Genomic DNA, 25,868 nt, shown 5'->3' on the forward strand with positions numbered 1-25,868 from the left:
TCCTCAAGAAGCTGCGGCCTTTAAAAGAACCGACCCGGGACGGCAATGCCGCGCCGGGTCGCCACTTTCATAGGCACGAGACCGCATCCGCGGATTTGTGCGGCGCAGTATGAGACATGAAATGATGTGTCAATATCTATGTTTGAAACAATGTTTCAAATATTTCCTTTTCGATGAATGGTTCGTTGTTTTCCCGCGGCCAATGCGCAGGGGGCTGGTGCCGCAACCAGGTGAACTGACGCTTTGCATAATTGCGTGTCGCCTGTGCGCCGCTGCGCGTCGCTTCGTCGAGAGAAGCCTCGCCGCGCAGATAGGTGGCGATCTCGGGCACGCCGATCGCGCGCATCACGGGCAGGGCGGGATCGAGTCCGCGCGCCAGTAGCGCCTCGACCTCGGCGATCGCGCCGAGGTCGAGCATGCGCGCGAAGCGCAGGTCGCAGCGGGCGTAGAGCTTCGCGCGATCGGGCAGCAGGATCACGGGATGCAGCGCCACGTCGTCCCCGATTCCGCCGCTGCGTTCGCTCTGCCAGGCCTTGAGCCCGCGTCCGGTCGAGCGGACAACTTCGAGCGCCCGCGAGATGCGTGCCGCATCGGCAGGCGACAGCGCCGCGGCGCGTTCGGCGTCCTCGCGAGACAGCGCCGCATAGGCTTCGGCGACGGGCAGGGCGCGTACTTGCGCACGCACGGCGGGATCGATCTCGGGTACCGGCGCGATGCCGTCGAGCAACGTGCGGATATAGAGCCCGGTGCCGCCGACGAGCACAGGCACTCCGCCTGCCTCATGGGTGGCGGCGATCTCGCGCTTGGCGGCCGCTGCCCAGTCCGCCGCCGAGCAGGCCTGCACGCCGTCCCAGGCGCCGAACAGGCGGTGGTCGATACCCTGCATCTCCTCGGCAGAGGGCCGCGCGCTCAACACCGAAAGGTCGGCATAGACCTGCGCGCTGTCGGCGTTGATGACCACCGCGCGGCGCCCCGTCGCTTCGAGCGCGAGTGCCAGACGCACGGCAAGATCGCTCTTGCCGCTCGCGGTCGGCCCTGCGATGAGCGCCAGCGGCGGCTTGTCGCCGATAGAATTGAAGGACGTTTCGTTGCTCATTGCCCGGCTGATAGCAGAGACCAGCACCCTTGCGACCAATCTCGATCGCGCGCGCGCGGAACTCGCCGCCAAGGGCTGGCCGGTGGCGATGGCCGAAACCGTTCGCAGTGGCATGGACGCGATCGAACTCGAACTGCCGCACGGCGATCCGGCCGGCGTCCGCGAAGTCCTCGACCGCCATTTCGCGCCGTCGGACCTGCTGCTCTCGGATCACGAGCCGGTGATTCCGCGGGTCTTCGTCTCGGACATGGATTCGACGATGATCTCGGCCGAATGCATCGACGAACTCGCCGATTTCGCGGGCATCAAGGACCAGATCGCCGAGATCACCGAGCGCGCCATGCAGGGCGAGCTCGATTTCGAATCCGCGCTGCGCGAGCGCGTCCGCCTGCTGGCGGCGCTGGACGAGAGCGCCATCGGCGAATGCCTGGCCACGCGCATCGCTCCGATGCCCGGCGCCAAAACGCTGGTCGCGACGCTCAAGGCCAAGGGCTGCCGCACCGTGCTGGTGACCGGCGGCTTCCACCAGTTCGCCGATCCCGTGGCCGAGCAGCTCGGCTTCGAGCGCGTCGTCGCGAACACGCTCGAAGTGACGGGCGGCAAGCTGACCGGCGGGCTGATCGGCCCGATCACCGACAGCGCGGTCAAGAAGGCCGTGTTGCTCGAGGAAATGGCCAAGCTCGGCGGCAATGCCACGAGCCTCGCCACCGGTGACGGCGCCAACGACATTCCGATGCTCGAAGCCGCGACCTACGGCCTGGCCTATCGCGCCAAGCCCAAGGCCCGCGCCGCGGCCGATGGCTGGATCGACCGGGGCGATCTGACCGCCATTCTCGAACTGCTCGGCATTCCGCGCAGCGAATGGGTCCGCGGCTAGGGGTTACTCCGTCAGCGCCGATGTCTTGCCCGTGCTGGCGTTGTAGTGGAGCTCAACGCTCAAGATCTCGCAGAGATTGAGACCCTGCCAGGCGGCATTGTCGCCGTCGGTGTAGACGACCTTCATGTCCCAGTTGCAGGTGTCCTCGGACTTTGCGAAATCGATGTTCGTACGAGCGCCGTCGGTCAGCACGTCCTGGCCGAGGATATCCTCTTCCCAGTCGTTGCTGCGTGACGGGGCGATGTAGACTTCGGCGATGTCGTAACCTGTCTTGTTGATGACGGTGAACACCTCTTCGGCTTGCGCCGGCACAGCAAAAGCGGCCGCGGCAAGCGCGGCGAGAACGGCATAGTTCTTCATGATTTCCCCTTGGCGAACCCTGCGCCTCAAGGGACCGCATAGCCCCCGGGCGACGCCGTCATATGTGCAGAACTATGCAAAAGGGATTAAGGGCGAAGCGCGATCCGCTCAGCCCTCCATCCATTCCTTGAAGAAGCGCTCGTTGGCTTCGCGCAGGGTCTTCACGGGAATGTCGAAGCCCGCGCCCTTGACCGAAGTGCCGGCCGTGGTGCCGATGCGCGTGACCGGAATACCCTTGGCCTGGATCGCGTCGGCCTCGCGCCCCGTGACAACGTAGCGACCCTGGTCCTCGCCGAAAGCGATGCCGGCGTCACTGACGTCGATGTCGATTTCGCAGCCGATGCCGCTGGCCATGGCCATCTCGGCCAACGCCACCAAAAGTCCGCCATCGGAGACATCGTGCACCGCCGTCGCGCGGCGATCGGCGATCAGTTCGCGGACGAATTCGCCGTGATGGCGCTCGGCCTCGAGATCGACCGGCGGCGGGGCGCCTTCCTCGCGACCATGGAGCTCGCGCAGCCACAGCGACTGGCCCAAATGGCCATTGCTTTCGCCGATCAGGTAGATCGGTTCGCCCATCGCGTGGAACTTGATCGTCGTCATCTTGCTGTGGTCGAGCATGAGGCCGACGCCGCCGATCGCGGGCGTGGGCAGGATCGCCGAGCCGCCGCCGGTCGCCTTGCTCTCGTTGTAGAGGCTGACGTTGCCCGAGACGATCGGATAGTCGAGCGCGCGGCAGGCGTCGCCCATACCTTCGAGCGCGCCGACGATCTGCCCCATGATCTCGGGCCGCTGCGGGTTCGCGAAGTTCAGGCAGTTGGTGATCGCCAGCGGCGTCGCTCCGACCGCGCAGATGTTCCGATAGGTCTCGGCCACTGCCTGCTTGCCACCCTCGTAGGGGTCGGCGAAGCAATAGCGCGGCGTGCAGTCGGTGCTCATCGCCAACGCCTTGTCGGTGCCGTGAATGCGCACGACCGCGGCGTCGCCGCCCGACTTCTGCAGGGTGTCCGCACCAACCTGGCTGTCGTACTGCTCGAAGATCCAGCGGCGCGAGGCGAGGTCGGGGCTGGCGATCAGCGCCAACAGATCCGCGCCGATGTCCCTGCTTGCGGGAACGTCCGTCAGTTCGGCCGGCTTGGGCGTGGGCACATGCGGACGGTCGTAGAGCGGCGCGTCGTCGGCCAGCGGGTCGAGCGGAATGTCGCAGACGACCACGCCATCGAATTCGAGGACCATGTGGCCGGTGTCGGTGACTTCGCCGATCACCGCGAAGTCGAGCTCCCACTTCTCGAAGATCGCCGCAGCCATCGGCTCTTTGCCGGGCTGGAGCACCATGAGCATGCGCTCCTGGCTTTCCGAGAGCATCATCTCATAGGGTGTCATGCCCTCTTCGCGGCAGGGCACGGCGTTCATGTTGAGGCGGATACCCGCGCCGCCCTTGCTGGCCATCTCGACCGAGCTCGAGGTCAGGCCCGCGGCGCCCATGTCCTGGATCGCGACGATCGCGTCGGTCGCCATCAGTTCGAGGCAGGCCTCGATCAGCAGCTTTTCCACGAAGGGATCGCCGACCTGCACGGTCGGGCGCTTTTCCTCGATGTCGTCGCCGAAGTCGGCGCTGGCCATCGTCGCGCCGTGGATGCCGTCGCGGCCGGTCTTCGAGCCGACGTAGACGATCGGATTGCCGAGGCCGGTCGCGGCCGAATAGAAGATCTTGTCAGTGTCGGCGACGCCCACGGTCATCGCATTGACCAGGATATTGCCGTCGTAGGCCTTGTGAAAATTGGTCTCGCCGCCAACCGTCGGCACGCCGACGCAGTTGCCGTAGCCGCCGATGCCCGCAACCACGCCCTGGACGAGGTGCTTCATCTTCGGATGGTCGGGCCGGCCGAAGCGCAGCGCGTTCATGTTGGCGACGGGGCGCGCGCCCATCGTGAACACGTCGCGCAGAATGCCGCCGACGCCGGTCGCCGCGCCCTGGTAGGGCTCGATGTAGCTCGGGTGGTTGTGGCTCTCCATCTTGAAGATCGCCGCTTGGCCGTCGCCGATGTCGATCACGCCGGCGTTCTCGCCGGGGCCGCAGATTACCCAGGGCGCCTCGGTGGGCAGCTTCTTGAGGTGGATGCGGCTCGACTTGTACGAGCAATGCTCGGACCACATGACCGAGAAGATGCCCAGCTCGACCATGTTCGGTTCGCGGCCGAGTGCGTGCAGGACGCGCTCGTACTCTTCTGCGGACAGCCCGTGGGCGGCGACGACATCTGCGGTGATCTCGGACATGCCGCGCCCTTAGCTCGCCTCTGCGCAGAGCGCTAGACGTCAGCACAGGATTGGAGCGCTTGACCGGTGGACGCCGCCCGGCCATTGCTGGCGCATGGTTGAAAGTGCTGCCTCAGACATCGCCGGACTGACCTTCGAAGACGCGCTGCGTGCGCTGGAGGACGTCGTCCGCAAGCTTGAGAGCGGCGAAGTGCCGCTCGACGATTCGATCACGCTCTACGAACGCGGCGAACACCTGCGCAAGCATTGCCAGGCGCGACTCGACGCCGCGCAGCTGCGGATCGAACGGATCGTCGCCGGTCCCGACGGAAGTGCCGCCGGCACGCAACCTTTCGACGATCCGGACCGCTGACATGACCAGTACCGGCGTGAGCGACAGCCTTTTGGCCGATGGCCTGGTCCGCATCGCGCGCGACGTCGACGAGACCTTCGACCAGCTCCTGCCGCTGCCGCAGGATCCGCGGGCGCGTCTGATCGAAGCGATGCGATATGCCTGCATCGGTGGCGGCAAGCGCCTGCGCCCGCTGCTGCTGACCGCGACCGCCGAGATGTTCGGCGTCGACCGTGACGCGGCCCTGCGCGCCGGAGTCGCGATCGAGGCGATCCACGTCTATTCGCTGATCCACGACGACCTGCCATGCATGGACGATGACGCCCTGCGGCACGGCAAACCGACCGTCCATCGGGCCTTCGACGAAGCGACCGCGGTCCTCGCGGGCGACGCGCTTCACGCCTTTGCCTTCGAACTGCTGGCCGATCCCGAGACCAGCGGCGATCCGTTCACGCGGATCGAGCTCGTCGCGACTCTTGGTCAGGCCAGCGGTTTCCAGGGCATGGCTGGCGGTCAGATGATGGACATGATGGCCGAGGAGAGCGCCTTCGACCTCCAGACCATCACGCGGCTCCAGCAGTTGAAGACCGGCGCTCTGCTCGGCGCCTCGGTCGAGATGGGCGCGATTCTCGGCCGCATCCCGCCCGAGGGACGCACGAACCTGCGCGGCTATGCGCGCGACATCGGTCTCGCCTTCCAGATCGTCGACGACCTCCTCGATCACGAGGGCGACGAGGAAGCCGCGGGCAAGGCGCTGCGCAAGGATGCGGTGCAGGGCAAGCAGACCTTCGTCTCGCTGCTCGGCCCCGAACGCGCGCGCTCGCAAGCGCAGATGCTGGTCGACCAGGCGGTGGCCCAACTCGCCAGCCACGGCGTCGAGGCCGACCTGCTGCGCGCACTGGCGCGGTATATCGTGGAAAGGAATCACTGATGGCCGGTGGCAAGGAACGCGTTGGGGTCTATCCCGGCACCTTCGATCCGATCACGCTCGGCCATGCCGACATCATCCGTCGCGGCGCGAAGCTGGTCGATCGGCTGATCATCGGCGTCACCACCAACATTTCCAAGAACCCGATGTTCTCCGCCGAGGAGCGCATGGCCATGGTCCGGCGCGAAGTCGATGCGCTGGGCATCGACAACGTCGAGGTCGTCGGCTTCAACGCCTTGCTCATGCGCTTCGCCGAGAAGCAGGGTGCCTCGGTCATCGTGCGCGGCCTGCGCGCCGTCGCGGACTTCGAGTACGAGTACCAGATGGCGGGCATGAACCAGCAGCTCAACGCCAGGATCGAGACGATTTTCCTGATGGCCGACGTCAGCCTGCAGCCGATTGCCTCGAAGCTCGTCAAGGAAATCGCGCTGTTCGGCGGTGAGATCTCGAACTTCGTCAGCGCGACGGTGCGCGACGACGTGCTGGCGCGGATCGAGCAGACCGGACGTCTCGGCGAATACTGATTTGCGCGAGTATTAAAACGCGACACCGTACCGGCCGCGACGGGTTCCGTTCATTGCCATGACAGCGGCGGACGGCTATCGGAGCGGCCGATCGATGCTGGAGGCTCTGCCGCCGGCCTGGCCATGGGTGAGTGCTGCCGAATGAAATCCCGTCTGTTCGCATCTATTGTTCTGGGCCTTTCGCTCATCGCCGCGCCCGCCATGGCCAAGGATGCACCTGCCGTTACGCCGCCCAAGGTCTATCCGACCCTGGTCGACACCAATCCGGCGAACAATCCGCAGGACGTGCTCTACCTCGACCTGTCGAACGGCGGCCGCGTCACCATCCGGCTGATGCCCGAATGGGCGCCGGCCCACGTCGAGCGGATCAAGACGCTGGTCGCCGAGCACTTTTACGACGGCATCGTGTTCCACCGGGTGATCGACGGCTTCATGGCGCAGACCGGCGATCCCACGGGCACGGGTGAGGGCGGCTCGAAGCTTCCCGATCTCAAGTCCGAGTTCAACCCGCTGCCGCACGTGCGCGGGACGCTGTCGATGGCGCGGACCAACGATCCGAACAGCGCCAACAGCCAATTCTTCATCGTGTTCTATCCGCGCTTCGCGCTCGATCACAAATACACGGTGTTTGGTCGCGTGATTGCCGGCATGGACGTGGCCGACGCGATCGAGCGTGGCGAGCCGCCGCAGAACCCGACCAAGATCGTCCGCGCCTCGCTGGGGGCAGAGGGCGCTCCGCCGCCGCCACCGGCTGCCGCTGCACCGGCCGCTCCGGTGACCGCCGAGCAACTGAGCAATTCGAAGTCGAATTGATTCCCAAGACGCGCTAGTCGCGCCGCATGCGCGTCGACCTCTTCGATTTCGAACTCCCGCCCGAAAACATAGCGTTGCGGCCCGTGCGTCCGCGCGACGCGGCGCGCATGCTCGTGGTGGGTCCCCATGGGGCGCCTGACGACCGTTGCGTGAACCAGCTGCCGAGCCTGCTGCGCCGCGGCGACGTGCTGGTGTTCAACGACACCCGCGTGATTCCCGCGCAGCTCGAAGGGAAGCGCGGAGAAGCGCGGATCGGCGCGACCCTGCACAAGCGGATCGACCTGCGTCGCTGGCAAGCCTTCGTGCGCAATGCCAAGCGGCTGCACGAGGGTGACCGGATCGCATTCCCCGCCGGGGTCGAGGCCGTGGCCGAGCAGCGCCATGTCGATGGCTCCTGGACTCTGGCTTTTGCGGGCGACGAGCCGGTCGAGGTGCTGCTAGAGCGCGCCGGCCAGATGCCGCTGCCGCCCTACATCGCCGGCAAGCGCCCGACCGATGCGGCCGACCAGCAGGACTATCAGACGATGTTCGCGGCCGAGAAGGGCGCCGTCGCCGCGCCGACCGCGGCTTTGCATTTCACCCCCGGACTGATGGCTGGGCTGGCAGAAGCCGGCGTTGCCCACGAGACGCTGACTCTCCACGTCGGCGCGGGCACCTTCCTGCCGGTCAAGGCCGAGGATACCGCCGATCACGCGATGCATGCCGAATGGGGCCGGATCGATGCACTGACAGCCGATCGGCTCAACGCCGCGCGTCAGGCTGGCGGTCGGGTGATCGCCGTCGGCACCACCAGCCTGCGCCTGCTCGAGAGCGCCACGGGCGAGGACGGGATCATCCGCCCCTTCGAGGGCGACACAGCGATCTTCATCACCCCCGGCTACCGCTTCCGCGCGATCGACGGGCTGATGACCAATTTCCACCTGCCGAAATCGACGCTGTTCATGCTGGTCTCGGCGCTGATGGGGCTGGAAAACATGCAGGCGGCCTATGCCCACGCGATCGCCGCGGGCTATCGGTTCTATTCCTATGGGGATTCGAGCCTGCTCTTGCCTTGAACCTTTCATCGCGCGACCTCATCTGTGGCCGATGGGAGCAATTCTGGAAATTGAGGGACTGCAGAAAACCTACGCCGGCGGCGTAACGGCTCTGCAACCGACCGACCTGACCATCAACAAAGGCGAGATTTTCGCGCTGCTCGGGCCGAACGGCGCAGGCAAGACGACCCTGATCGGGCTCGTCTGCGGGCTCGTGCGGCCGAGCGGCGGCAAGATTCGCGCCTTCGGGCTCGACATGGCCAAGGACTGGCGACAGGCCCGCGCGCGGATCGGGCTGGTGCCGCAGGAACTGGCCGTCGACATGTTTGAATACGTGCTGCCGTCGGTGGCGCACAGCCGCGCGCTGTTCGGGCGGCCGGCCGATCCGGCCAAGATCGAAAAGCTGCTGCGATCGCTATCGCTGTGGGACAAGCGCGATCAGCGCATCTCGGCGCTCTCGGGAGGCATGAAGCGTCGCGTGCTGATCGCCAAGGCTTTGGCGCACGATCCCGACCTGTTGTTCCTCGACGAGCCCACCGCCGGCGTCGACGTCGAGCTGCGCCGCGACATGTGGCAGCTCATCGGCGAGCTCCGCGATCAGGGGGTGACGATCATCCTCACCACGCATTACATCGAGGAAGCCCAGGAGATGGCCGACCGGGTCGGCGTGATCGACCGCGGCGTGCTCCAGCTCGTCGAGGAGAAGCGCGCGCTGATGGCGCGGCTCGGCACGACCGAGGCCAAGATCGCGTTGGCCAAGCCGATCACCGCGATCCCGGCCTCGCTCGAGCATTTCGGTCTGGCGATCGAGGACGACGGCAAGGTGCTCTGCTACCACGGCGCTGGCGAGGGCGAAGTCGCCCCGCTGCTCAAGGCGCTGCTGCGCGAGGACATCGACTTCACCGGCATCGACGTCCACGAATCGAGCCTCGAGGACATCTTCGTCGACCTGATCGGCCGCAATCATCATCACAATAAGGAGGCCGCCCGATGAGCTTCAATCTGCGCGGCACCCTGGCGATCTACAAGTTCGAGCTGGCTCGAACCTGGCGCACGCTGTTCCAGTCGATCCTGACGCCGGTGCTGACGACCTCGCTCTACTTCATCGTGTTCGGCGGAGCGATCGGTTCGCGGATCGATACGATGGGCGGGGTACCCTATGCGGCTTTCATCGTCCCCGGCCTGCTTATGCTGACGATCCTGGCCGAAAGCACGGCCAACGCGAGTTTCGGCATCTACCTGCCGCGGTTCACGGGAACGGTCTACGAGCTGCTGTCGGCGCCGATCGGCGTTGCCGAGACCCTGGTCGGCTATGTCGGCGCGGCGGCGACCAAGTCGGTCATCCTGGCGATCGTGATCCTCGCGACCGCGCGCGTCTTTGTCGACTATCAGATCGAGCATCCACTGCTGGCCGCCTTGTTCATCGTGCTGAGCGCCGTGGCTTTCTCGCTGCTGGGGTTCATCCTCGGCTGCTGGGCTGACGGCTTCGAGAAGCTGCAGGTCGTGCCGATGCTGGTGCTGACGCCGCTGACCTTCCTCGGCGGCACGTTCTATTCGATCGCGATGCTGCCCGAGCCCTGGCGCACCGTGACGCTGTTCAACCCGGTGGTCTATCTGGTCAACGGCCTGCGCTGGACCTTCTACGGCCAGGCCGACGTCAACTTCGGTGCGGCCATCGCCGCGACGCTGGGCTTCATGGCGCTATGCATCGCAGTGATTGCGGTGATCTTCCGCACGGGCTGGCGGCTGCGAAGCTAGATCTCGCAGGGATCGCGCGCGGGCATCGTCGCGTCGATCAGCGCGTCGTCGGCGGGCAAGTGCCCGTCGAGAATCAGCATGGCGAGGCCGTGGGCGATTGCCCAGGCGCGGACCTGCATCTCGCGCGCGGCCGCGGCATCGCCGCCACTCATCGCTTCGGAATTGGCACGCAAAAGGCGCCCGGCGGGATTGTTGCCGAGCTCGGCGCCGCCGGCCAGCTCGGCATGACTGAAGATCAGGCGAAACAGTCCGGGATGGGCCACGGCGAAACGCACATAGGCACGCCCCGTCGCGGCGAAGCCCGGCGAACCGCCGCCCGCGGCAGCCGCGGCCAAGCTCTGCTGTTCGAACAGCTTGGCCAGGCCCGTCTCGGCAAGCGCCCTCAGCAGCGCGTGCTTGTCGGGGAAGTGGCGATAGACCGCGGTCGCCGAGACCCCGACCTCGCGCGCCAGCTGGCGCAGCGACAGCTCGTTCGGATCGGCCGTTTCGAGCGCGGTCAGGCCGGCCTCGATCAGCGCGGATCGCAGGTCACCGTGATGATAGGCGCGGTCGGTCTCGGATGATGTTGACACTGTTATCATTGCCTGTATGTTGACGCCATAAACATTAGATGGAGACTCGTATCATGGCAAGCGCAGTCGAAGACACGATCCGCGGCATCGTCGGGAAAGGCGTCGAGGTCGTTTCGGGCATCAACCGCCGGCTCCAGGACGACAAGGCAGAGCACCGCTTTCTCGGCGGCATCCACGCGCCGCTGCACGACGAGCGCACGCTGACCGATCTTGCGGTGACGGGCACGATCCCGCCCGAGCTCTCGGGCCGCTACGTCCGCATCGGGCCCAACCCGTTCAAGCCCGATCCGCGCGGCTATCACTGGTTCATCGGCGACGGCATGGTCCACGGCCTGCGGCTCAAGGACGGCAAGGCCGCGTGGTATCGCAACCGCTACATCCGCTCGAAGAAGCTCGAGGGCGTCGGTGGTCCCGAAGCGGCGCCGGGGCCGCGTCGCTCGAACCACGACACCGTCAACACCAACGTCATCCGGCTCGGCGGCAAGACCCTCGCGCTGGTTGAGGCTGGTTCCTATCCGGTCGAACTGTCGGACGAGCTCGAATCGATCGCCTACAGCGATTTCGGCGGCAGCCTGAAGGGTCCGTTCACCGCGCACCCGCATGAAGACCGGCGCACCGGCGAACTCCACGCGATCACCTATGATGGCATGACGCAGGACAGGGTCTGGCACGTCGTGGTCGGCACCGACGGCACGGTGCGGCGGGAGCAGCCGATCGCGGTCACGCATGGCCCGTCGATCCACGACTCCACGATCACCGATCGCTACGTGCTGGTGTTCGACCTGCCCGTGACCTTCTCGATGAAGACGCTGATCGGCGGCGCGAACTTCCCCTATCGCTGGAACCCCGAGCATCAGGCGCGCGTCGGCCTGCTGCCGCGCGAGGGCGGCAGCGACGACGTGATCTGGTGCGATGTCGAGCCCTGCTACGTCTTCCACGTTGCCAACTCGTTCGACCGTGCCGACGGCAAGGTCGTGGTCGACGTCGACGTCTACGATACGATGTTCGACGGCGACGGAGAGGGCCCGAGCGGCAAGCCGCGCGGCTTCGAACGCTGGGTAATCGATCCGGTGGCGCGGACCGTCGACCGCCAGACGATCGATGCCGCGCCGCAGGAATTCCCGCGGCCCGACGAGCGCTTCTTCGGACAGGACTATCGCTATGCCTGGGCGATCGGGCTGCCCGAGGCCGAGACCACTTTCCTCGGCGAGCAGCCGCTCTACCGCCATGACCTCCAGACCGGCGAACGCACTGCGCACGATTTCGGCCCGGGCAAGGTCCCCGGCGAGTTCGTCTTCGTGCCGCGCGGCGCCGACGCGCCCGAGGGCGAGGGCTGGGTCATGGGCTATGTCATCGACACGGTCAACGAGACCACCGACCTGGTGATCCTCAACGCCGGTGACATGGCGGCCGAACCCGTGGCTCGCGTGCATATCCCGCACCGCGTGCCGCCGGGGTTCCATGGCAACTGGCTGGCGGATTGATCGCGTTGCGAGTGGGGCAGGGGTTAGGTCTTGTCCCACTCCACATGCAGCGCCTGCAGGCCGTGGAGCATGTAGGTCGGCTCGTAGGCATAGCGCCGCGCATCGGCCGGGCCGTGTTGTGCCTCGGCAATGCGGATGTCCGAGGTGCGCGAGAGGAACTGCTCGAGCGCCACGCGCACTTCCATCCGCGCCAGCGGCGCGCCGATGCAGCCGTGCGAGCCGCGGCTGAAGGCGATGTGGTCGCGCACGCCGGGGCGATCGTAGTCGAAGGTGTCGGGATCGGCGAAGCGGCGCGGATCGCGGTTGGCGCCGCCCGAGCAGACCGTGACGATCGATCCCGCCGGGATATCGACCCCGCCGACCACGCCGTCCCTGATCGCAAGCCGCGACATCGTCTTGACCGGCGGCTGCGTGCGCAGCACCTCCTCGATGAATTCGGGGATTCGGTGCGGCTCCGACCGCAGCTTGGCCTGGACCTCGGGCATGTCGCCGAGCGTGCGGAAAGCGAAGGCGACGAGACGGGCCGAGGTGTCCTGGCCGGCGCCGAACAGGAAGCAGGCGAGTTGCGCCTTGACGTGCAGCCCCGGATCGCCGCCGTCCTTGAACTTCGCCTGGACAAGGTCGGTCAGCATGTCGTCGCGCGGATTATCGAGGCGTTCGGTCAGGTAGCCGAGGAAGCGCGCGTGGAGGTGGAGCAGCGGGTCGGCGCCGACCTTGAAGCCCTCGTCACCGCCGAGCTGCGTCGGATCGGGGCCCATGGCTTCGAGCAGCGCCGGGCGGTCCTCCTCGGGCACGCCGAGCAGGTCGGCGATCACCAGGGTCGAGAGCGCGTGCGCGAAGTCCTTGGTGATCTCGCAGCCGCCCCGATCGATCAGCCCGTCGACCAGGCGGATGACGAGGCCGCCGACGTAGTCCTCGTTGGCCTTGAGCCGCTTGTGCGTCAGCAGGGCCTGGAGCAGCGCGCGGTGCTGGGTGTGGTGCGTGCCGTCGAAGGTGGCGAGATGGTCGGTCCAGGGCATCTCATGGCGATGCTCGGCGAGCTGTGCCGCGACATCGCCGTTCGGCGTGAAGGGCAGGGGCGGCAGCGGGCCCGTGACGGCCACGGCCGAGGAGAACACCTCACCCTGCTGGTTGTAGACTTCGACCGCCTCGTCGTAGCCGGTAACCATGAAGACGTTCTGGAATTTCTCCTGCATCACCGGACAGGCCGATCGCAGGGAGGCAAGATAGCTCGGCAAGTCCTGGGCGATTTCCCCGTCGCTGAAGAAGTCGGTTTCCCGGAAATCTACCATTTCGTCTCTCCCGTGATTCTTGTTCGCCATATTGTTAGCACGGTCGAGGGCGGAAACAACGGGCACTGGCATCCGGCGCCCCAGGCTCTATAGGCACGGGCGATGACCCGTTTCGCCTTCACCATCCACGCCACCGAGGGCAAGGCCCGCACCGGCACGATCCAGATGCGCCGCGGCGAGATCCGCACCCCGGCCTTCATGCCCGTTGGCACCGCCGCGACGGTCAAGGCGATGAAGCCCGAGGCCGTGCGCGCGACCGGCGCCGACATCATCCTGGGCAACACCTATCACCTGATGCTGCGCCCCGGTGCCGAACGCGTCGCGCGCCTGGGCGGGCTGCACAAGTTCATGAACTGGTCGCGGCCGATCCTCACCGACAGCGGCGGCTATCAGGTGATGAGCCTGTCCGACCTGCGCAAGATCACCGAGGAGGGCGTGACCTTCGCCAGCCACATCGACGGCTCGCGCCACCATCTGACCCCCGAGCGCTCGATGGAGATCCAGCGGCTGCTCGGCTCGGACATCGTCATGGCCTTCGACGAATGCCCGCGCGCCGACCAGGATCGCGACGTCATCGCGCGATCGATGGCAATGTCGATGCGCTGGGCCAAGCGCAGCCGCGACGCTTTCGACGCTGGCGGCGAACACGCCGAGGGTGCCGCGCTGTTCGGTATCCAGCAGGGCGCGCTCGACGAGAGCCTGCGCCGGGAAAGCGCCGACGCGCTGCGCGATATCGGCTTCGACGGCTATGCCATCGGCGGGCTCGCCGTGGGCGAAGGGCAGGAGGCGATGTTCGCCACGCTCGATTTTGCGCCAGGCCAGTTGCCCGAAGACCGCCCGCGCTATCTGATGGGCGTGGGCAAGCCCGACGATCTCGTCGGCGCGGTCGAGCGCGGGGTCGACATGTTCGACTGCGTGCTGCCGAGCCGCTCTGGCCGTAATGGCCAGGCCTTCACCTGGACCGGGCCGCTCAACCTGCGCAACGCCAGGCACGCCGAGGATACCGGGCCGCTCGATCCGCGCTGCACTTGCCCGACTTGCGGCACCTATTCGCGCGCCTATCTCCATCACCTGATTAAGGCCGGCGAGATCCTGGGTGCGGTGCTGATGACCGAGCACAATATCAGCTTCTACCAGCAGCTTATGCAGGCCATGCGCGACGCGATCGGGGCGGGGCGCTTCGCCGCATTCGCCGCCGATTTCCGCCGCGACTATCTCGGCCGTTGAAGGGATTTGGAACGATGATCGCACGCAAGAACCCCCTGCGGATCGCCGCACTGTCGCTGGCCCTGGCGCCGCTCGTGCCGATTTATGCGCAGTCCGCGCCGGCCGCCAAGTCCGTGGTTTCCAGCGCGCCGCCGGCCTGGACCGTCACCTCTGACACCGCGCGCGGCGCGGTCGGCATCATGGCCTCGTCGAAGGGCGGCACCGTGCAATTCCTCGGCGGCTGCAGCAAAGGCGGCGAACCGGGCCTGACCGGCGCCTTCTCAAGCTATCAGGGCACGGGCCTGCGCACCGACGGCCAGGTAGAGCGCGTGGCCTTCTATGCCCGTGGCGAGGACTGGCAGGACGCTTTCTCGGTGCGGCTGCGCTATCTGTCGGGCAGCCGTTCGTGGGAGATCGCCCAACCGCTTTCGCCGGTGTTCTTCAGTTCGTTCTCGCGCGGTGCCACGCTGGCCGTGGTCAACAGCCGCAACGAGGAAATCTTCACGTTCGACCTCACCGGGTCGACCGCGGCGGTGAAGGCGATGCGCACGGTCTGCGCTATTCCCGTCCAATAGGAACGTCGTTGATCGGTTCGGCTAAAACGGGTTCAATGCGGCCTCGATGCCGAACAGCTTCCAACAGGGCCTGATCTTCGTCGTGGGCGTGCTCGCGCCGCTCGCGTTGCCGCTGTTGTTCTTCGGCGTGCTCGAACGTCTGGCCGGCAGGTCCGCTCAAGTCGGCGCGGGGCTGGTGGCTGAACCTGCGGCTGATGGTTGTCTATCTGGCGGTGCCGACCGTGCTGGCCGTGGCGATCAAGTTCTTCGTTGCCGAGGCCGGCGCGCTGAGCGGCGGCGGCTTGATCGATCTTCTGCCGTGGATTTCGATTTCGGGCACTGTCGGCGTGATCGTCGGATGCCTACTCTACCTGCTGGTCTGGGACTTCTTCTACTATTGGTTGCACCGCGCGCAGCATCGGTTCTCTGCGCTCTGGCGGATGCATAGCCTGCACCATATGGACGAGACGCTCGGCGTCTCGGCCAACATGCGCGTGCACTGGCTCGAAGAGATCGGCCGGACCGCGGTTATGTTCGTACCGATGGCCTTCCTGTTCAATCTGCCCGTCGCGACCGGCGTCACCGCCATCGTGCTGACCTTCTGGGGCGCCTTCATCCATTCGAACCTGCGACTGCACCTGGGCCCGCTGAGCCCGGTCATTGCCGGACCGCAGGTTCATCGCGTTCACCACAGCCGACTCGACGAGCATCACGACCGCAATTTCGCGGCCTTCTTTCCGGTCTGGGACTACCTCTTCGGCACGTATCACCACCCCGCGCGCACCGAATTTCCGCCCACGGGACTTGAGGGAATGGAGGAGGTCGGTTCGGTCTGGGAAGCAGTGGTCTACCCCTTCCGGGGCGCGACGTTCAGGCGCGAAGCGGATTGACGCCGGGCGGTCGACTCAGGCCGGCTGAACCTCGAGCTTGGTACCGCGATAGGCGAAGAATCGTCCCGAGCGCATCTCCATGAAGCCTGCGCCGATCTGGGCGGCGAAGCGCTGGGCGGTTGCGAGATCGGGGTACCATTTGCCGCGGCGGTGCGGGGTCACAAAGCGATAGCGTTTCATACGTCCCGGATAATGCCGCCGAGGATGCGAAGTTCCCAGCAGCATGCTGTTTTCAGCAGGAAAAACGCGACGAGTGGCGCGCTGCAACTGTGCAGCAAAGCGCGGGCAAGAGACGGGCAAAATTAGGGCAGAAAAAAGGCGGCCACAAGAGCCGCCTTCGTTCGATTCGCAGGTGCGAAAAGCTGGATCAGCGCGAGTAGAACTCGACGACCAGGTTCGGTTCCATGCGGACCGGATAGGGCACCTCGTCGAGCGTCGGGACGCGGACGAAAGTGATCTTGTCGGTGCCGTCGGGCGCGACGTAGTCGGGAACTTCACGCTCGGGCAGCGTCAGCGCTTCGGCGATAAGCGCCATTTCCTTGGCCTTGTTGCCCAGGCTGATGATGTCGCCCGGACGCACGCGACGCGAAGCGATGTTGCACTTCACGCCATTGACGCGGATGTGGCCGTGCGAAACGATCTGGCGCGCGGAGAAGATGGTCGGCGCGAACTTGGCGCGATAGACGATCATGTCCAGGCGCTGCTCGAGCAGGCCGATCAGGTTCTGGCCGGTGTCGCCCTTCATGCGCGCGGCTTCCTGATAGGTCGCCTTGAACTGCTTTTCGGTGACGTCGCCGTAGTAGCCCTTGAGCTTCTGCTTGGCGCGGAGCTGGATGCCGTAGTCCGAGACCTTGCTCTTGCGGCGCTGGCCGTGCTGACCGGGACCGTAGCTGCGGCGGTTGACCGAGCTCTTGGGACGGCCCCAGATGTTCTCGCCCATGCGGCGATCGAGCTTGTACTTCGACGAATTGCGCTTCGACATGCGCCTTCACTCCATTTGCTGCACCGGCGACGATCGCCCGCGCTAAGACCCCGGAACCGCACCATCCGGCCTGAAACCGGATGCGGCCGCTGCTTCACCGGGGGTGCAGGGCCAATTGCGAAGGCGCGCCCATGACGGGTGCATGACGGAAAGTCAAGGCCGCGGGGTGGTCTTGCGCGAAAGAAGCGCGCTCAACCGCCGTCGGGACTGCGGCGCAGGTCCTGCACCCGGCGGATCGCATCCTGGTCATCGCGGTTGTTGCCGTCCCACTGCGCCCGCGTGCGGCAGACCTTGGGGCCGGGAAGGCGCGAACCGACCACCACCTGGCGGCGACATATGAGCTTGTCATCGACGGCTTCAGGTGCACCCGGCGTGGCGCTGGGCGTGGGGCCGGGTTCTGCGGCGAAGGCGGGGACTGCCGTGAGCAGCAATCCCCCAAGGATCGGCAATGTTGCTTTCATGGATGTAAATTGCTGTCCGCGCGCGCGTTTTGCAAGCGTCTAGCGCTTGCGCCCGGGCTCGCGCTCGAGCTGGCTGAGCACGCCTCGCAGGGTGCGCACCTCGAGATGGTTCCAGCCTGGCTTGGTCAGCAGGTTGCGCAAGGTCCGCCGGCTCGACGCGGCGCGGCTTTCGGGGAAGAAGTATTCGCGCGGTTCGAGCAGCGCCTCGAAGTGGCCGATCAGGCCTTCGAGCTCGTCCTGCGGTGCGGGGGGCAGGATTTCCTCCACGGTCGGCTGTTCGAGGCTGGCGTGCTTCGACCATTCGTAGGCGCAGAGGATCACCGCCTGTGCCAGGTTCAGCGAGCCGAATTCGGGATTGATCGGCACGGTGACGATTGCGCGGGCCAGGGCGACGTCCTCGGTTTCGAGCCCCGAGCGTTCGGGGCCGAAGACGAAGGCCGAGCGGCCGACGGCGCCGTGGATGTCGCGCGCCGCCTCTTCGGGCGTCAGAACGGGCTTGGTGACGCCGCGCTTGCGCACGGTCGTGGCATAAACGTGGGCGCAGTCGGAAACGGCCTCGGCAAGCGTCTCGAAGACCTGGGCCTTTTCGAGCACGATATCGGCGCCCGCCGCGGCCGGGCCGGCGCTGGGATTGGGCCAACCGTCGCGCGGGGCGACGAGGCGCATTTCGGCGAGTCCGAAGTTGAGCATAGCGCGCGCGGCCTTGCCGATGTTCTCGCCGAGCTGGGGCCGGACGAGGACGATCAGCGGCTTCTTGTCAGTTTCCGCCGACATCGCGCCCACCAACTTGCTGCACCGCGCTGGCGAATTCCTCGAAATCCTTCGCCTCGCTGAAATCGCGATAGACGCTGGCGAAGCGGATATAGGCGACGCTGTCGAGCTGGCGCAGCCCGTCCATCACCATGCCGCCGATGGCCTGCGAGCGGATCTCGCTCTCGCCCGTGGTCTCGATCTGGCGCTGTATGCCCGAGACGAGCTGGTCGATCCGTTCCTGCGCGACGCCGCGCTTGCGGCAGGCGAGGGTGACCGACTGCTCGATCTTCGAGCGCACGAAAGGTTCACGCGAATCGTCGCTCTTCACGACGGTGATCTCGCGCAGCTGGATGCGCTCGAACGTCGTGAACCTCGCTCCGCAGCCCTCGCACTGCCGCCGGCGACGGATCGCGGCCCCGTCTTCGGTGGGCCGCGAATCCTTCACCTGGCTGTTGTCATGGGCGCAGAACGGGCAACGCAAAGGTCAGAGACCTTGGTAGATCGGGAAGCGGGCGCAGAGTTCCTCGACGCGCGCCTTCACGCTCGCCTCGACCTGAGCGTCGCCCTCTTCACCGTTCTTGCGCAGGCCTTCGACCACTTCGGCAATCAGCTTGCCGATCTGGGTGAACTCGGCCTCCCCGAAACCGCGCGTCGTACCCGCGGGGGTGCCGAGGCGAATGCCCGAGGTGACGAAGGGCTTTTCCGGGTCGTTGGGAATACCGTTCTTGTTGCAGGTGATCGCGGCGCGATCGAGCGCCTTCTCGGCGTGCTTGCCCTTGGCATTGTAGGGACGCAGGTCGACGAGCATCAGGTGATTGTCGGTACCGCCCGAGACGATGTCGAGACCCTGCTCCTGGAGCGAAGCCGCGAGCGCCTTGGCGTTGGCTTTCACCTGCCTTGCATAGGCCTTGAACGAGGGTTGCAGTGCCTCCGCGAAGGCAACCGCCTTGGCGGCGATGATGTGCATCAGCGGGCCGCCCTGGAGGCCGGGGAAGATCGCCGAATTGATCTTCTTGGCGATCGCCTCGTCGTTCGAGAGGATGATGCCCGAACGCGGACCGCGCAGCGACTTGTGCGTCGTGGTCGTGGTGACGTGGGCATGCGGGATCGGCGAGGGGTGCTCGCCGCCGGCGACGAGGCCCGAGAAGTGCGACATGTCGGCCAGCAGGAAAGCGCCGACTTCATCGGCGATCTCGCGGAAGCGCTTGAAGTCCCACTCGCGCGAATAGGCGGTGCCGCCCGAGATGATCAGCTTGGGCTTGGTCTCGCGCGCGATGCGGGCGACCTCGTCCATGTCGATGCGGTGATCGTCGTCACGCACGGTGTAGGGCACGGGGTTGAACCACTTGCCGCTCATGTTGACCGGCGAGCCGTGGGTCAGGTGACCGCCGGCGTTGAGGTCGAGGCCCATGAAGGTGTCGCCCGGCTGCAGCAGCGCCAGGAACACGGCCTGGTTCATCTGGCTGCCCGAATTGGGCTGGACGTTGGCGAACTGCGCGCCGAACAGCTGCTTCGCGCGGTCGATCGCGATCTGCTCGATCTCGTCGACATATTCGCAGCCGCCGTAATAGCGCTTGCCCGGATAGCCCTCGGCATACTTGTTGGTCAGGATCGAGCCGGCGGCCTGGAGCACGGCCTTCGAGCAAATGTTCTCGGAGGCGATCAGCTCGATCTTGTCGCGCTGACGATCGAGTTCCTTGCCGATCCAGCCTGCGATCTCGGGATCGCTCTGGGCCAGGTCCTGGGTGAAAAAGCCTTCGGGGCGGATGTCGGTCATGCGGTCCTGCCTGTTCAGATCGAGGGGTTGGTGAGCTTTTCGACGCGGCCGGTGTGGCGGCCGCCGCCGAATTCGGTCGAAAGGAAAGCGTCGAGACAGGCCTTGGCCATGTCGATGCCGGTCAGCCGCGCACCCATGGCGATGGCATTGGCGTTGTTGTGCTCGCGCGCCAGCGCGGCCGAGAGCGGCTCGGAAACGAGCGCGCAGCGCAGCGCCGGATTGCGGTTGACCGCGATCGAGATGCCGATGCCCGAACCGCAGAGCGCGACGCCGTACTGCGCCGTGCCGTCGGCCACGACCGAAGCCAGCTTGTAGCCGTAGTCGGGATAGTCGACGCGGTCGGCGGTCTCGGGACCGAGGTCGGCGACCTCGTGGCCCAGGCTGATCAGATAGTCGCGCAGTTCGGCTTTGAGGTCGACGGCGGCGTGATCGGAAGCGATGGCGATGCGCATGGAAACTATCCGCTGAAGGAAGAGGAATCGATGAAGCCGCCCCTTAGGCGCGAGGGCGCGCCAAGGCCAGCCCGGGGAGGCGCTGAGATAGAGATGACACAAAAGACGGACACGGCACTTCCCCGAAGAAACAGAGAGTGCCCAGACGAGCGGCAAGCCAGGATCGCGCTCCACGGCGGTGCTCCGCCTGTCTCGTCAGTTACGCGATGGCGGCGATCTAGGCGTGACCGTCCGATTTGTAAAGATCAGGGCTGGGGAACGCCCGCTTTCGCCTGTTCGGCCATCTTGCGGGCGACCTCAGGGTGTTTCTGCAGATAGGCCATGATCGCCGCCCGCAGATCGTTCTGGCTGGCCAGGCTCGCGGCCTGTGCCTCGGCGAAATAGGTGCGATTGGCCGCCGCTACGGCGGGATCGGCCATCAGCGCTGTGCTACGCGAGAAGTATTGGCGACCGGCCGGGGTCTTGGCGAAGCGAGAGACTTCGATGAGTTCGGCAACCGAGAATTCGCGGGCGTAGGCCTGGATCATCGCCTCCATCAGCACCGGCAGATATCGCTGTGTGACCGGATCAATACGTTCGATCACCTTGGTCAGATGGGCATCGACGATCTGACGAAGCCCGGCGTCGGTGAATTGGTCGGCCATGGCGCTGCGCATCTGATCCGTCATGGCCCGGGTCATCTCGGCCATCACCGTGGACTGGCGATCGGGCGGCATGATCGTCTCAACGATCTCGCGAGCATGGGCGATCGCGGTCGGATCGGGCGTCGCGGCCGGTTCGGCGGCCAAAGGATTGGCTATGAACAGGGCGGGCGCGGTGACCAGAGCGAGAGCGAACTTCTTCATGATCGGGCGGAATGCCAGTTCGCCCTTACGACGTCCATCGGCAGCGGCCACAAAACGAGAGAGCCCCGTCGCATCTCTGCGGCGGGGCTCCGTCCAGGCGACCTCCTTGCGGAGCCTGCCTTTCTCGTGATTTCCATTCTCTGACCAATGATGAAACGTCGGATGCGCTCGAACGGTTCCCGCTGGTCTGGAAAAATTACTGGTCGAGGAACGACCGCATTTTGCGCGACCGGCTCGGGTGCTTGAGCTTGCGCAGCGCCTTGGCCTCGATCTGGCGGATGCGTTCGCGCGTGACCGAGAACTGCTGGCCGACTTCCTCGAGCGTGTGGTCGGTGTTCATGCCGATGCCGAAGCGCATGCGCAGCACGCGTTCCTCGCGCGGGGTCAGCGAAGCCAGGACGCGGGTGACCGTTTCCTTGAGGTTCGCCTGGATCGCCGCGTCGACCGGGATGATCGCGTTCTTGTCCTCGATGAAATCGCCGAGGTGCGAATCCTCCTCGTCGCCGATCGGCGTTTCGAGGCTGATCGGCTCCTTGGCGATTTTCATCACCTTGCGAACCTTCTCGAGCGGCATCGACAGACGCTCGGCCATTTCCTCGGGCGTGGGCTCGCGGCCCTGCTCGTGGAGGAACTGGCGGCTCGTGCGGACCAGCTTGTTGATCGTCTCGATCATGTGGACCGGGATACGGATCGTGCGCGCCTGATCGGCGATCGAGCGGGTGATCGCCTGACGGATCCACCAGGTCGCATAGGTCGAGAACTTGTAGCCGCGGCGGTACTCGAACTTGTCGACCGCCTTCATCAGGCCGATGTTGCCCTCCTGGATGAGATCCAGGAACTGCAGGCCGCGGTTCGTGTACTTCTTGGCGATCGAGATCACGAGACGCAGGTTGGCCTCGACCATCTCCTTCTTCGCGATACGCGCCTCGCGCTCGCCCTTCTGCACCATGTTGACGATGCGACGGAACTCGGGGAGCGACATGCCCGTGGCCGAGGCGATGTCCGACACTTCCGAGCGGATGCGCTCGACCGGATCGGCCTCGTTCTCGGCGAAGGCGTTCCACTTCTTGTCCTTCTTGGACATGTCCTTGAGCCAGTTGTCATCGAGCTCGCGCCCGATGTAGCTGTCGAGGAAGTCCTTGCGGTTGACCTTGTGGCGTTCGGCTAGGCGCAGCATCTGGCCGCCGAGCGCGGTCAGGCGCCGGTTGAAGGCATAGAGGTTGTCGACCAGGAACTCGATCTTGGTCGCGTGGAACTGCACGGACTCGACCTGCGCGGTGAGGTCCTCGCGCAGCTGCTGGTACTGCTTTTCCTTGGCCGCGGGGAAATCGTTGCCCAGGCCCATCGCGTCGAGGCGATCGCCCTGGATCTTCTCGAACTTGCGAAACAGGTCGGTGATGTTGGCGAACTTCTCGAGCGCTTCGGGCTTGAGCTGTGCTTCCATCTGCGCGAGGCTGAGGGTGTTGTCCTCTTCCTCTTCCTCGACGGGACGACGCGCACGGCGCTCGATGCCGTCCTCGTCCTCTTCGCCGTCGGTGGCTTCCTCTTCCTCGGGCTCTTCCTCTTCCTTGTAGGAAGGGCCGGCCGTGGCTTCGCTGATCTCGCCGTTGTCTTCCTCGCCGTCCTCGGTGAGGTTCTCGGGCTTGGGCTCCTTCGAGAGCATGGCGTCGAGATCGAGGATCTCGCGCAGTTGCATCTCGCCGTTGTTGAGCGCCTCGGACCACTGGATGATCGCGTGGAAGGTGATCGGGCTCTCGCAGAGGCCCAGGATCATCGTGTCGCGACCCGATTCGATGCGCTTGGCGATGGCGATCTCGCCTTCGCGGCTGAGCAGCTCGACCGCGCCCATCTCGCGCAGATACATGCGCACCGGATCGTCGGTGCGCTCGATCGTCTCTTTTTTCTTCTCGAGCGCTGGACGCTCGGACATGCCGTCGCTGTCTTCGGCTTCCTCGTCCTGCTGCTTGTCCTCGGGATCGACCGCGTCCTCGTCGCTCTCGACGATGTTCACGCCCATCTCGTTCAGCGCCGAGGTGATGTCCTCGATCTGATCCGAGGACATATCCTGCGGCAGCGCTTCGTTGAGTTCGTCGTAAGTAATGATGCCGCGTCGCTTGGCGCGCGCGATCAACTTCTTGATCGAGGCATCGTTGAGATCGATCAGGGGAGCGTCGCCGCCGTCACCCTTGTCGCCCTGCATGTCTTCGTTTTGATCGAGATCCATCATTCCGCCATGGTTTTAGAGGCATCGCCCGAAGGCAAAGCCGCACGCGCGCTCGCCATTTGCCCGAGACGCGACTCAAATTCCAGTTTTCTCTTCAGCAAACGTTGCTGCTCGGCATAGGCCTCATCGGTAAACTCGCGATTTAACCGCTCGGTCGCATCCATTAGCGCGGTTTCCAGCGCCGGACGCTCGACCAGCAGTTCGATAGCCTGGGCCATTTCTGCGCAGGCCTGTGCCGGTGTCGCATCGAGGCTCAGGAAACCAAAACGCATGCCGCCATAGTCCATCGAGGAGGGCATCGCTTGTCCTTGCCGTACCAATATGGTGGCAAGCATATCGCTTTCAAGCGCTTGGCCGTGATCGCTGGCATCGAGCAGCAGGTCGAAGCGCGGATCGAGCCCCGGGCAGCGGGCAAGCGCCTCGGCATGTCGCGCAATTTCGCCGGGGAAGCGGATGAGGCCGACGAGGATCGCCGCCGACAGCGCGTCGCGCGCGCCGCCGCTCGTCGCATGACGCAGTCGCGCCGCGTTGCCGCTCGGCGAAGGGCCGGCGAAGGGCGAGCGGTTCTTGTCCCGCCACTTGCCTGAGTCGCGGCGCTGGCCTTGGCCATTGCTCTGCCAGGATCCCTGATCGCGAGGCTGGCGGGGCGGATAGGCGAACTCGGAGAAGCGATCCATCAGTTCGCGCTTGTAGAGCCCACGGATGTCCTGATCGGCGATCGTCTCGACATGCGCGAGCAGACGCGCCTTGAGCCCGGCCTTGTCCTCGGGAGTGTTGAGCGGGACCGAGTCGCGTTCGTGCTCCCACAGAGTATCGAGCAGGCTCTGCGCCTTGCTCAGAACGTCCTCCATCGCGCGCGGGCCGTCGCGCTTGATCAGGTCGTCGGGGTCGAGCCCCGAAGGCATCCGGACGATCCGCAACGAATGGGCGGGGCGCAGCAAGGGCAGGGCGCGAGTCACCGCGCGCATCGCCGCGCGCTGGCCGGCGGCATCGCCGTCGAAGCAGAGAATCGGCGTCTCGACGAGCCGCCAGAGCATCTCGATCTGCCGCTCGGTCAGCGCCGTACCCAAGGGCGCGACGCTCTCATGGAAGCCCGCGGCCGAAAGCGCGACGACGTCCATGTAGCCCTCGACCACGATCACCCGTCCAGTCTGGCGCGAGGCGGGGCTGGCGCGGTGCAGGTTGTAGAGCGTGCGACCTTTGTCGAAGAGCGGGGTGTCGGGTGAATTCAGGTACTTGGGCGCATCCTTTTTGTCCTTGTCGAGGATGCGACCACCGAAGGCGATGACGCGCCCGCGCGCGTCCTCGATCGGCAGCATCAGGCGGCCGCGGAAACGGTCGTAGGGCTCCTTGTCGTCGACCGCGATGCGCAGGCCGGCCTCGATCAGCTTGGCCTCTGGAAATTGGCTCAGCGCACCCTTGAGTGCCTGACGAGCTTCGGGCGCATAGCCGAAACCGAAGCGCTGGAGCGTATGCGCGTCGAACCCGCGTGTGGCGAGATAGGCGCGCGCCTTCGTGCCTTCGGAGGCCGCCAGGCTCTCGACGAACCACGCCTGCGTCGCTGCCATGACGTCGTGCAGCGAATCGCGCTGTTCGGCCTGTTTGGCCATGCGCGGATCGGGTGCGGGCACGTCGATGCCGGCCTCAGCCGCGAGTTCCTTGACCGCGTCCATGAAGGACAGGCCGCGCTGGTCGGTCATCCAGCGGATGGCATCGCCGTGCACGCCGCAGCCGAAGCAGTGGTAGAAACCCTTCTCGTCGTTGACGTAGAAACTAGGGCTCTTCTCGTTGTGGAACGGGCAGCAGGCCTTGAACTCGCGCCCCGCCTTGGTGAGCCGCGTCGTCCGCTGGACCACGCTCGAAAGCGTGATCCGCGAGCGCAGTTCATCAAGCCATTGGGGCGAGAGGCTCATGTCAGGCTAGCGCCTCCTTCACCCAACCGCTGGCCTTGCCCATGTCGAGCTCGCTCGCGTGGCGTGCCTTGAGCTCGGCCATGACCTTGCCCATGTCCTTTACGCCGGTGGCACCGAGTTCGGCCTTGATCGCTTCGATCGCCGCGCGCGTTTCTTCCTCGCTGAGCTGTTGCGGCAGAAAGGTCTCGATCACCTCGAGCTCGGCCTTCTCGACATCGGCGAGTTCCTGACGGCCACCCTGCTCATAGAGCGTGATCGATTCGCGGCGTTGCTTGACCATTTTCTGCAGGACTTCGACGACGAGCACGTCGTCGTCGGGCGTCTGCGTGGCGGTGCGCAGTTCGATATCGCGGTCCTTGAGCTTGGCAAGGATGAGGCGGACGGCGGCAAGGCGGCCCTTGTCGCCCGATTTCATGGCAGAGACCTGCGCGGCCTTGATCGAGTCGCGGAGCATTTTTCTTGGAT

28 protein-coding genes and 1 riboswitch are annotated in these 25,868 nt (G+C 65.7%); of the genes, 12 read left to right on the forward strand and 16 right to left on the reverse strand.

The features are described from left to right. Positions 1-136 precede the first annotated feature (136 nt). Positions 137-1,096 (reverse strand): tRNA (adenosine(37)-N6)-dimethylallyltransferase MiaA, encoded by a 960-nt coding sequence (miaA, locus tag WG901_RS03900; RefSeq protein WP_339585693.1) that lies wholly within the window; start codon positions 1,094-1,096, stop codon positions 137-139. On the opposite strand from miaA, the gene serB reads away from it, so the two are divergent. Beyond that, positions 1,089-1,973 (forward strand): phosphoserine phosphatase SerB, encoded by an 885-nt coding sequence (gene serB / locus WG901_RS03905; protein ID WP_339585694.1) that lies wholly within the window; start codon positions 1,089-1,091, stop codon positions 1,971-1,973. The two genes, miaA and serB, sit on opposite strands and share 8 nt — an antisense overlap. A 3-nt stretch (positions 1,974-1,976) precedes the next feature. Here serB and WG901_RS03910 read toward each other — a convergent pair whose 3' ends face one another. Together WG901_RS03910 and purL are read right to left on the reverse strand one after the other, a co-directional pair. After that, positions 1,977-2,333: an argininosuccinate lyase gene (locus WG901_RS03910; RefSeq protein WP_339585695.1), complete on the reverse strand. Its 357-nt coding sequence runs from the start codon at positions 2,331-2,333 to the stop codon at positions 1,977-1,979. A 108-nt stretch (positions 2,334-2,441) separates the two neighbouring features. Next, entirely contained in the window at positions 2,442-4,610 is a 2,169-nt protein-coding gene (purL, locus tag WG901_RS03915) for a phosphoribosylformylglycinamidine synthase subunit PurL (protein ID WP_339585696.1), read from the reverse strand. Between the two features lie 94 nt (positions 4,611-4,704). Between purL and WG901_RS03920 the strand changes: the two genes are divergently transcribed. The 7 genes from WG901_RS03920 (at position 4,705) to WG901_RS03950 (ending at position 9,998) form a co-directional block, all read left to right on the forward strand. After that, positions 4,705-4,962 (forward strand): exodeoxyribonuclease VII small subunit, encoded by a 258-nt coding sequence (locus WG901_RS03920; RefSeq protein WP_339585697.1) that lies wholly within the window; start codon positions 4,705-4,707, stop codon positions 4,960-4,962. A gap of 1 nt (position 4,963) precedes the next feature. Beyond that, on the forward strand, positions 4,964-5,872 hold the full coding sequence (locus WG901_RS03925) for a polyprenyl synthetase family protein (RefSeq protein ID WP_339585698.1): 909 nt from the start codon (positions 4,964-4,966) through the stop codon (positions 5,870-5,872). Further along, complete coding sequence (gene coaD / locus WG901_RS03930; RefSeq protein ID WP_339585699.1) at positions 5,872-6,393, forward strand: pantetheine-phosphate adenylyltransferase; 522 nt, start codon at positions 5,872-5,874, stop codon at positions 6,391-6,393. Before WG901_RS03925 ends, coaD begins: the two co-directional genes overlap by 1 nt. A gap of 141 nt (positions 6,394-6,534) precedes the next feature. Further along, entirely contained in the window at positions 6,535-7,206 is a 672-nt protein-coding gene (locus tag WG901_RS03935) for a peptidylprolyl isomerase (protein ID WP_339585700.1), read from the forward strand. Between the two features lie 26 nt (positions 7,207-7,232). After that, positions 7,233-8,261, forward strand: a complete 1,029-nt coding sequence (gene queA / locus WG901_RS03940; protein ID WP_339585701.1) for a tRNA preQ1(34) S-adenosylmethionine ribosyltransferase-isomerase QueA — start codon at positions 7,233-7,235, stop codon at positions 8,259-8,261. A 31-nt stretch (positions 8,262-8,292) separates the two neighbouring features. Then, positions 8,293-9,234, forward strand: a complete 942-nt coding sequence (locus tag WG901_RS03945) for an ABC transporter ATP-binding protein (RefSeq protein ID WP_339585702.1) — start codon at positions 8,293-8,295, stop codon at positions 9,232-9,234. Continuing rightward, entirely contained in the window at positions 9,231-9,998 is a 768-nt protein-coding gene (locus WG901_RS03950) for an ABC transporter permease (protein WP_339585703.1), read from the forward strand. The genes WG901_RS03945 and WG901_RS03950 overlap by 4 nt, the downstream gene beginning before the upstream one ends. Here WG901_RS03950 and WG901_RS03955 read toward each other — a convergent pair. After that, entirely contained in the window at positions 9,995-10,579 is a 585-nt protein-coding gene (locus WG901_RS03955) for a TetR/AcrR family transcriptional regulator (protein ID WP_339585704.1), read from the reverse strand. The two genes, WG901_RS03950 and WG901_RS03955, sit on opposite strands and share 4 nt — an antisense overlap. A 44-nt stretch (positions 10,580-10,623) precedes the next feature. Here WG901_RS03955 and WG901_RS03960 point away from each other — a divergent pair, with 44 nt between their 5' ends. Then, positions 10,624-12,054, forward strand: a complete 1,431-nt coding sequence (locus tag WG901_RS03960; protein ID WP_339585705.1) for an 8'-apo-carotenoid 13,14-cleaving dioxygenase — start codon at positions 10,624-10,626, stop codon at positions 12,052-12,054. A gap of 23 nt (positions 12,055-12,077) precedes the next feature. Here the strand turns inward: WG901_RS03960 and WG901_RS03965 are convergent, their stop codons facing one another. Further along, positions 12,078-13,346 carry a cytochrome P450 gene (locus tag WG901_RS03965; protein WP_339585706.1) on the reverse strand — a complete coding sequence of 423 codons (1,269 nt, stop codon included), beginning with the start codon at positions 13,344-13,346 and terminating at the stop codon, positions 12,078-12,080. A 102-nt stretch (positions 13,347-13,448) separates the two neighbouring features. Between WG901_RS03965 and tgt the strand changes: the two genes are divergently transcribed. From tgt to WG901_RS03980, 3 genes are all read left to right on the forward strand, one after another. Next, positions 13,449-14,573, forward strand: coding sequence for a tRNA guanosine(34) transglycosylase Tgt (gene tgt / locus WG901_RS03970; protein ID WP_339585707.1), 1,125 nt, complete (start codon positions 13,449-13,451; stop codon positions 14,571-14,573). A 14-nt stretch (positions 14,574-14,587) separates the two neighbouring features. Further along, positions 14,588-15,127 (forward strand): hypothetical protein, encoded by a 540-nt coding sequence (locus WG901_RS03975; protein WP_339585708.1) that lies wholly within the window; start codon positions 14,588-14,590, stop codon positions 15,125-15,127. Positions 15,128-15,321: 194 nt separating this feature from the next. After that, positions 15,322-15,996, forward strand: coding sequence for a sterol desaturase family protein (locus tag WG901_RS03980; RefSeq protein ID WP_339585709.1), 675 nt, complete (start codon positions 15,322-15,324; stop codon positions 15,994-15,996). A gap of 15 nt (positions 15,997-16,011) precedes the next feature. Here the strand turns inward: WG901_RS03980 and WG901_RS03985 are convergent, their stop codons facing one another. From WG901_RS03985 to WG901_RS04035, 11 genes are all read right to left on the reverse strand, one after another. Beyond that, on the reverse strand, positions 16,012-16,176 hold the full coding sequence (locus tag WG901_RS03985) for a hypothetical protein (RefSeq protein WP_339585710.1): 165 nt from the start codon (positions 16,174-16,176) through the stop codon (positions 16,012-16,014). A 187-nt stretch (positions 16,177-16,363) separates the two neighbouring features. Further along, positions 16,364-16,978: a 30S ribosomal protein S4 gene (gene rpsD, locus WG901_RS03990; protein WP_339585711.1), complete on the reverse strand. Its 615-nt coding sequence runs from the start codon at positions 16,976-16,978 to the stop codon at positions 16,364-16,366. A 191-nt stretch (positions 16,979-17,169) separates the two neighbouring features. Further along, a complete protein-coding gene (locus WG901_RS03995; protein WP_339585712.1) occupies positions 17,170-17,439 on the reverse strand; it encodes a hypothetical protein in 270 nt (89 codons plus the stop codon). A 39-nt stretch (positions 17,440-17,478) separates the two neighbouring features. Then, positions 17,479-18,213 (reverse strand): RNA methyltransferase, encoded by a 735-nt coding sequence (locus WG901_RS04000; protein ID WP_339585713.1) that lies wholly within the window; start codon positions 18,211-18,213, stop codon positions 17,479-17,481. After that, on the reverse strand, positions 18,197-18,673 hold the full coding sequence (nrdR, locus tag WG901_RS04005) for a transcriptional regulator NrdR (protein WP_339585714.1): 477 nt from the start codon (positions 18,671-18,673) through the stop codon (positions 18,197-18,199). The genes WG901_RS04000 and nrdR overlap by 17 nt, the downstream gene beginning before the upstream one ends. Before the next feature lie 3 nt (positions 18,674-18,676). After that, on the reverse strand, positions 18,677-19,969 hold the full coding sequence (gene glyA / locus WG901_RS04010; RefSeq protein WP_339585715.1) for a serine hydroxymethyltransferase: 1,293 nt from the start codon (positions 19,967-19,969) through the stop codon (positions 18,677-18,679). A 14-nt stretch (positions 19,970-19,983) separates the two neighbouring features. Further along, on the reverse strand, positions 19,984-20,421 hold the full coding sequence (gene rpiB, locus WG901_RS04015; RefSeq protein WP_339585716.1) for a ribose 5-phosphate isomerase B: 438 nt from the start codon (positions 20,419-20,421) through the stop codon (positions 19,984-19,986). Positions 20,422-20,553: 132 nt separating this feature from the next. Next, a riboswitch (ZMP/ZTP riboswitch) is annotated at positions 20,554-20,634 on the reverse strand. 32 nt (positions 20,635-20,666) lie between these two features. Beyond that, positions 20,667-21,266 (reverse strand): DUF2059 domain-containing protein, encoded by a 600-nt coding sequence (locus WG901_RS04020; RefSeq protein WP_339585717.1) that lies wholly within the window; start codon positions 21,264-21,266, stop codon positions 20,667-20,669. 196 nt (positions 21,267-21,462) lie between these two features. Beyond that, on the reverse strand, positions 21,463-23,490 hold the full coding sequence (rpoD, locus tag WG901_RS04025) for an RNA polymerase sigma factor RpoD (RefSeq protein ID WP_339585718.1): 2,028 nt from the start codon (positions 23,488-23,490) through the stop codon (positions 21,463-21,465). Next, positions 23,490-25,403 (reverse strand): DNA primase, encoded by a 1,914-nt coding sequence (gene dnaG, locus WG901_RS04030; protein WP_339585719.1) that lies wholly within the window; start codon positions 25,401-25,403, stop codon positions 23,490-23,492. The genes rpoD and dnaG overlap by 1 nt, the downstream gene beginning before the upstream one ends. A gap of 1 nt (position 25,404) precedes the next feature. Further along, positions 25,405-25,857 (reverse strand): GatB/YqeY domain-containing protein, encoded by a 453-nt coding sequence (locus WG901_RS04035; RefSeq protein WP_339585720.1) that lies wholly within the window; start codon positions 25,855-25,857, stop codon positions 25,405-25,407. Positions 25,858-25,868: the final 11 nt, after the last annotated feature.

This window comes from Novosphingobium anseongense (genome assembly GCF_037482895.1).
Taxonomy (GTDB): domain Bacteria; phylum Pseudomonadota; class Alphaproteobacteria; order Sphingomonadales; family Sphingomonadaceae; genus Novosphingobium; species Novosphingobium anseongense.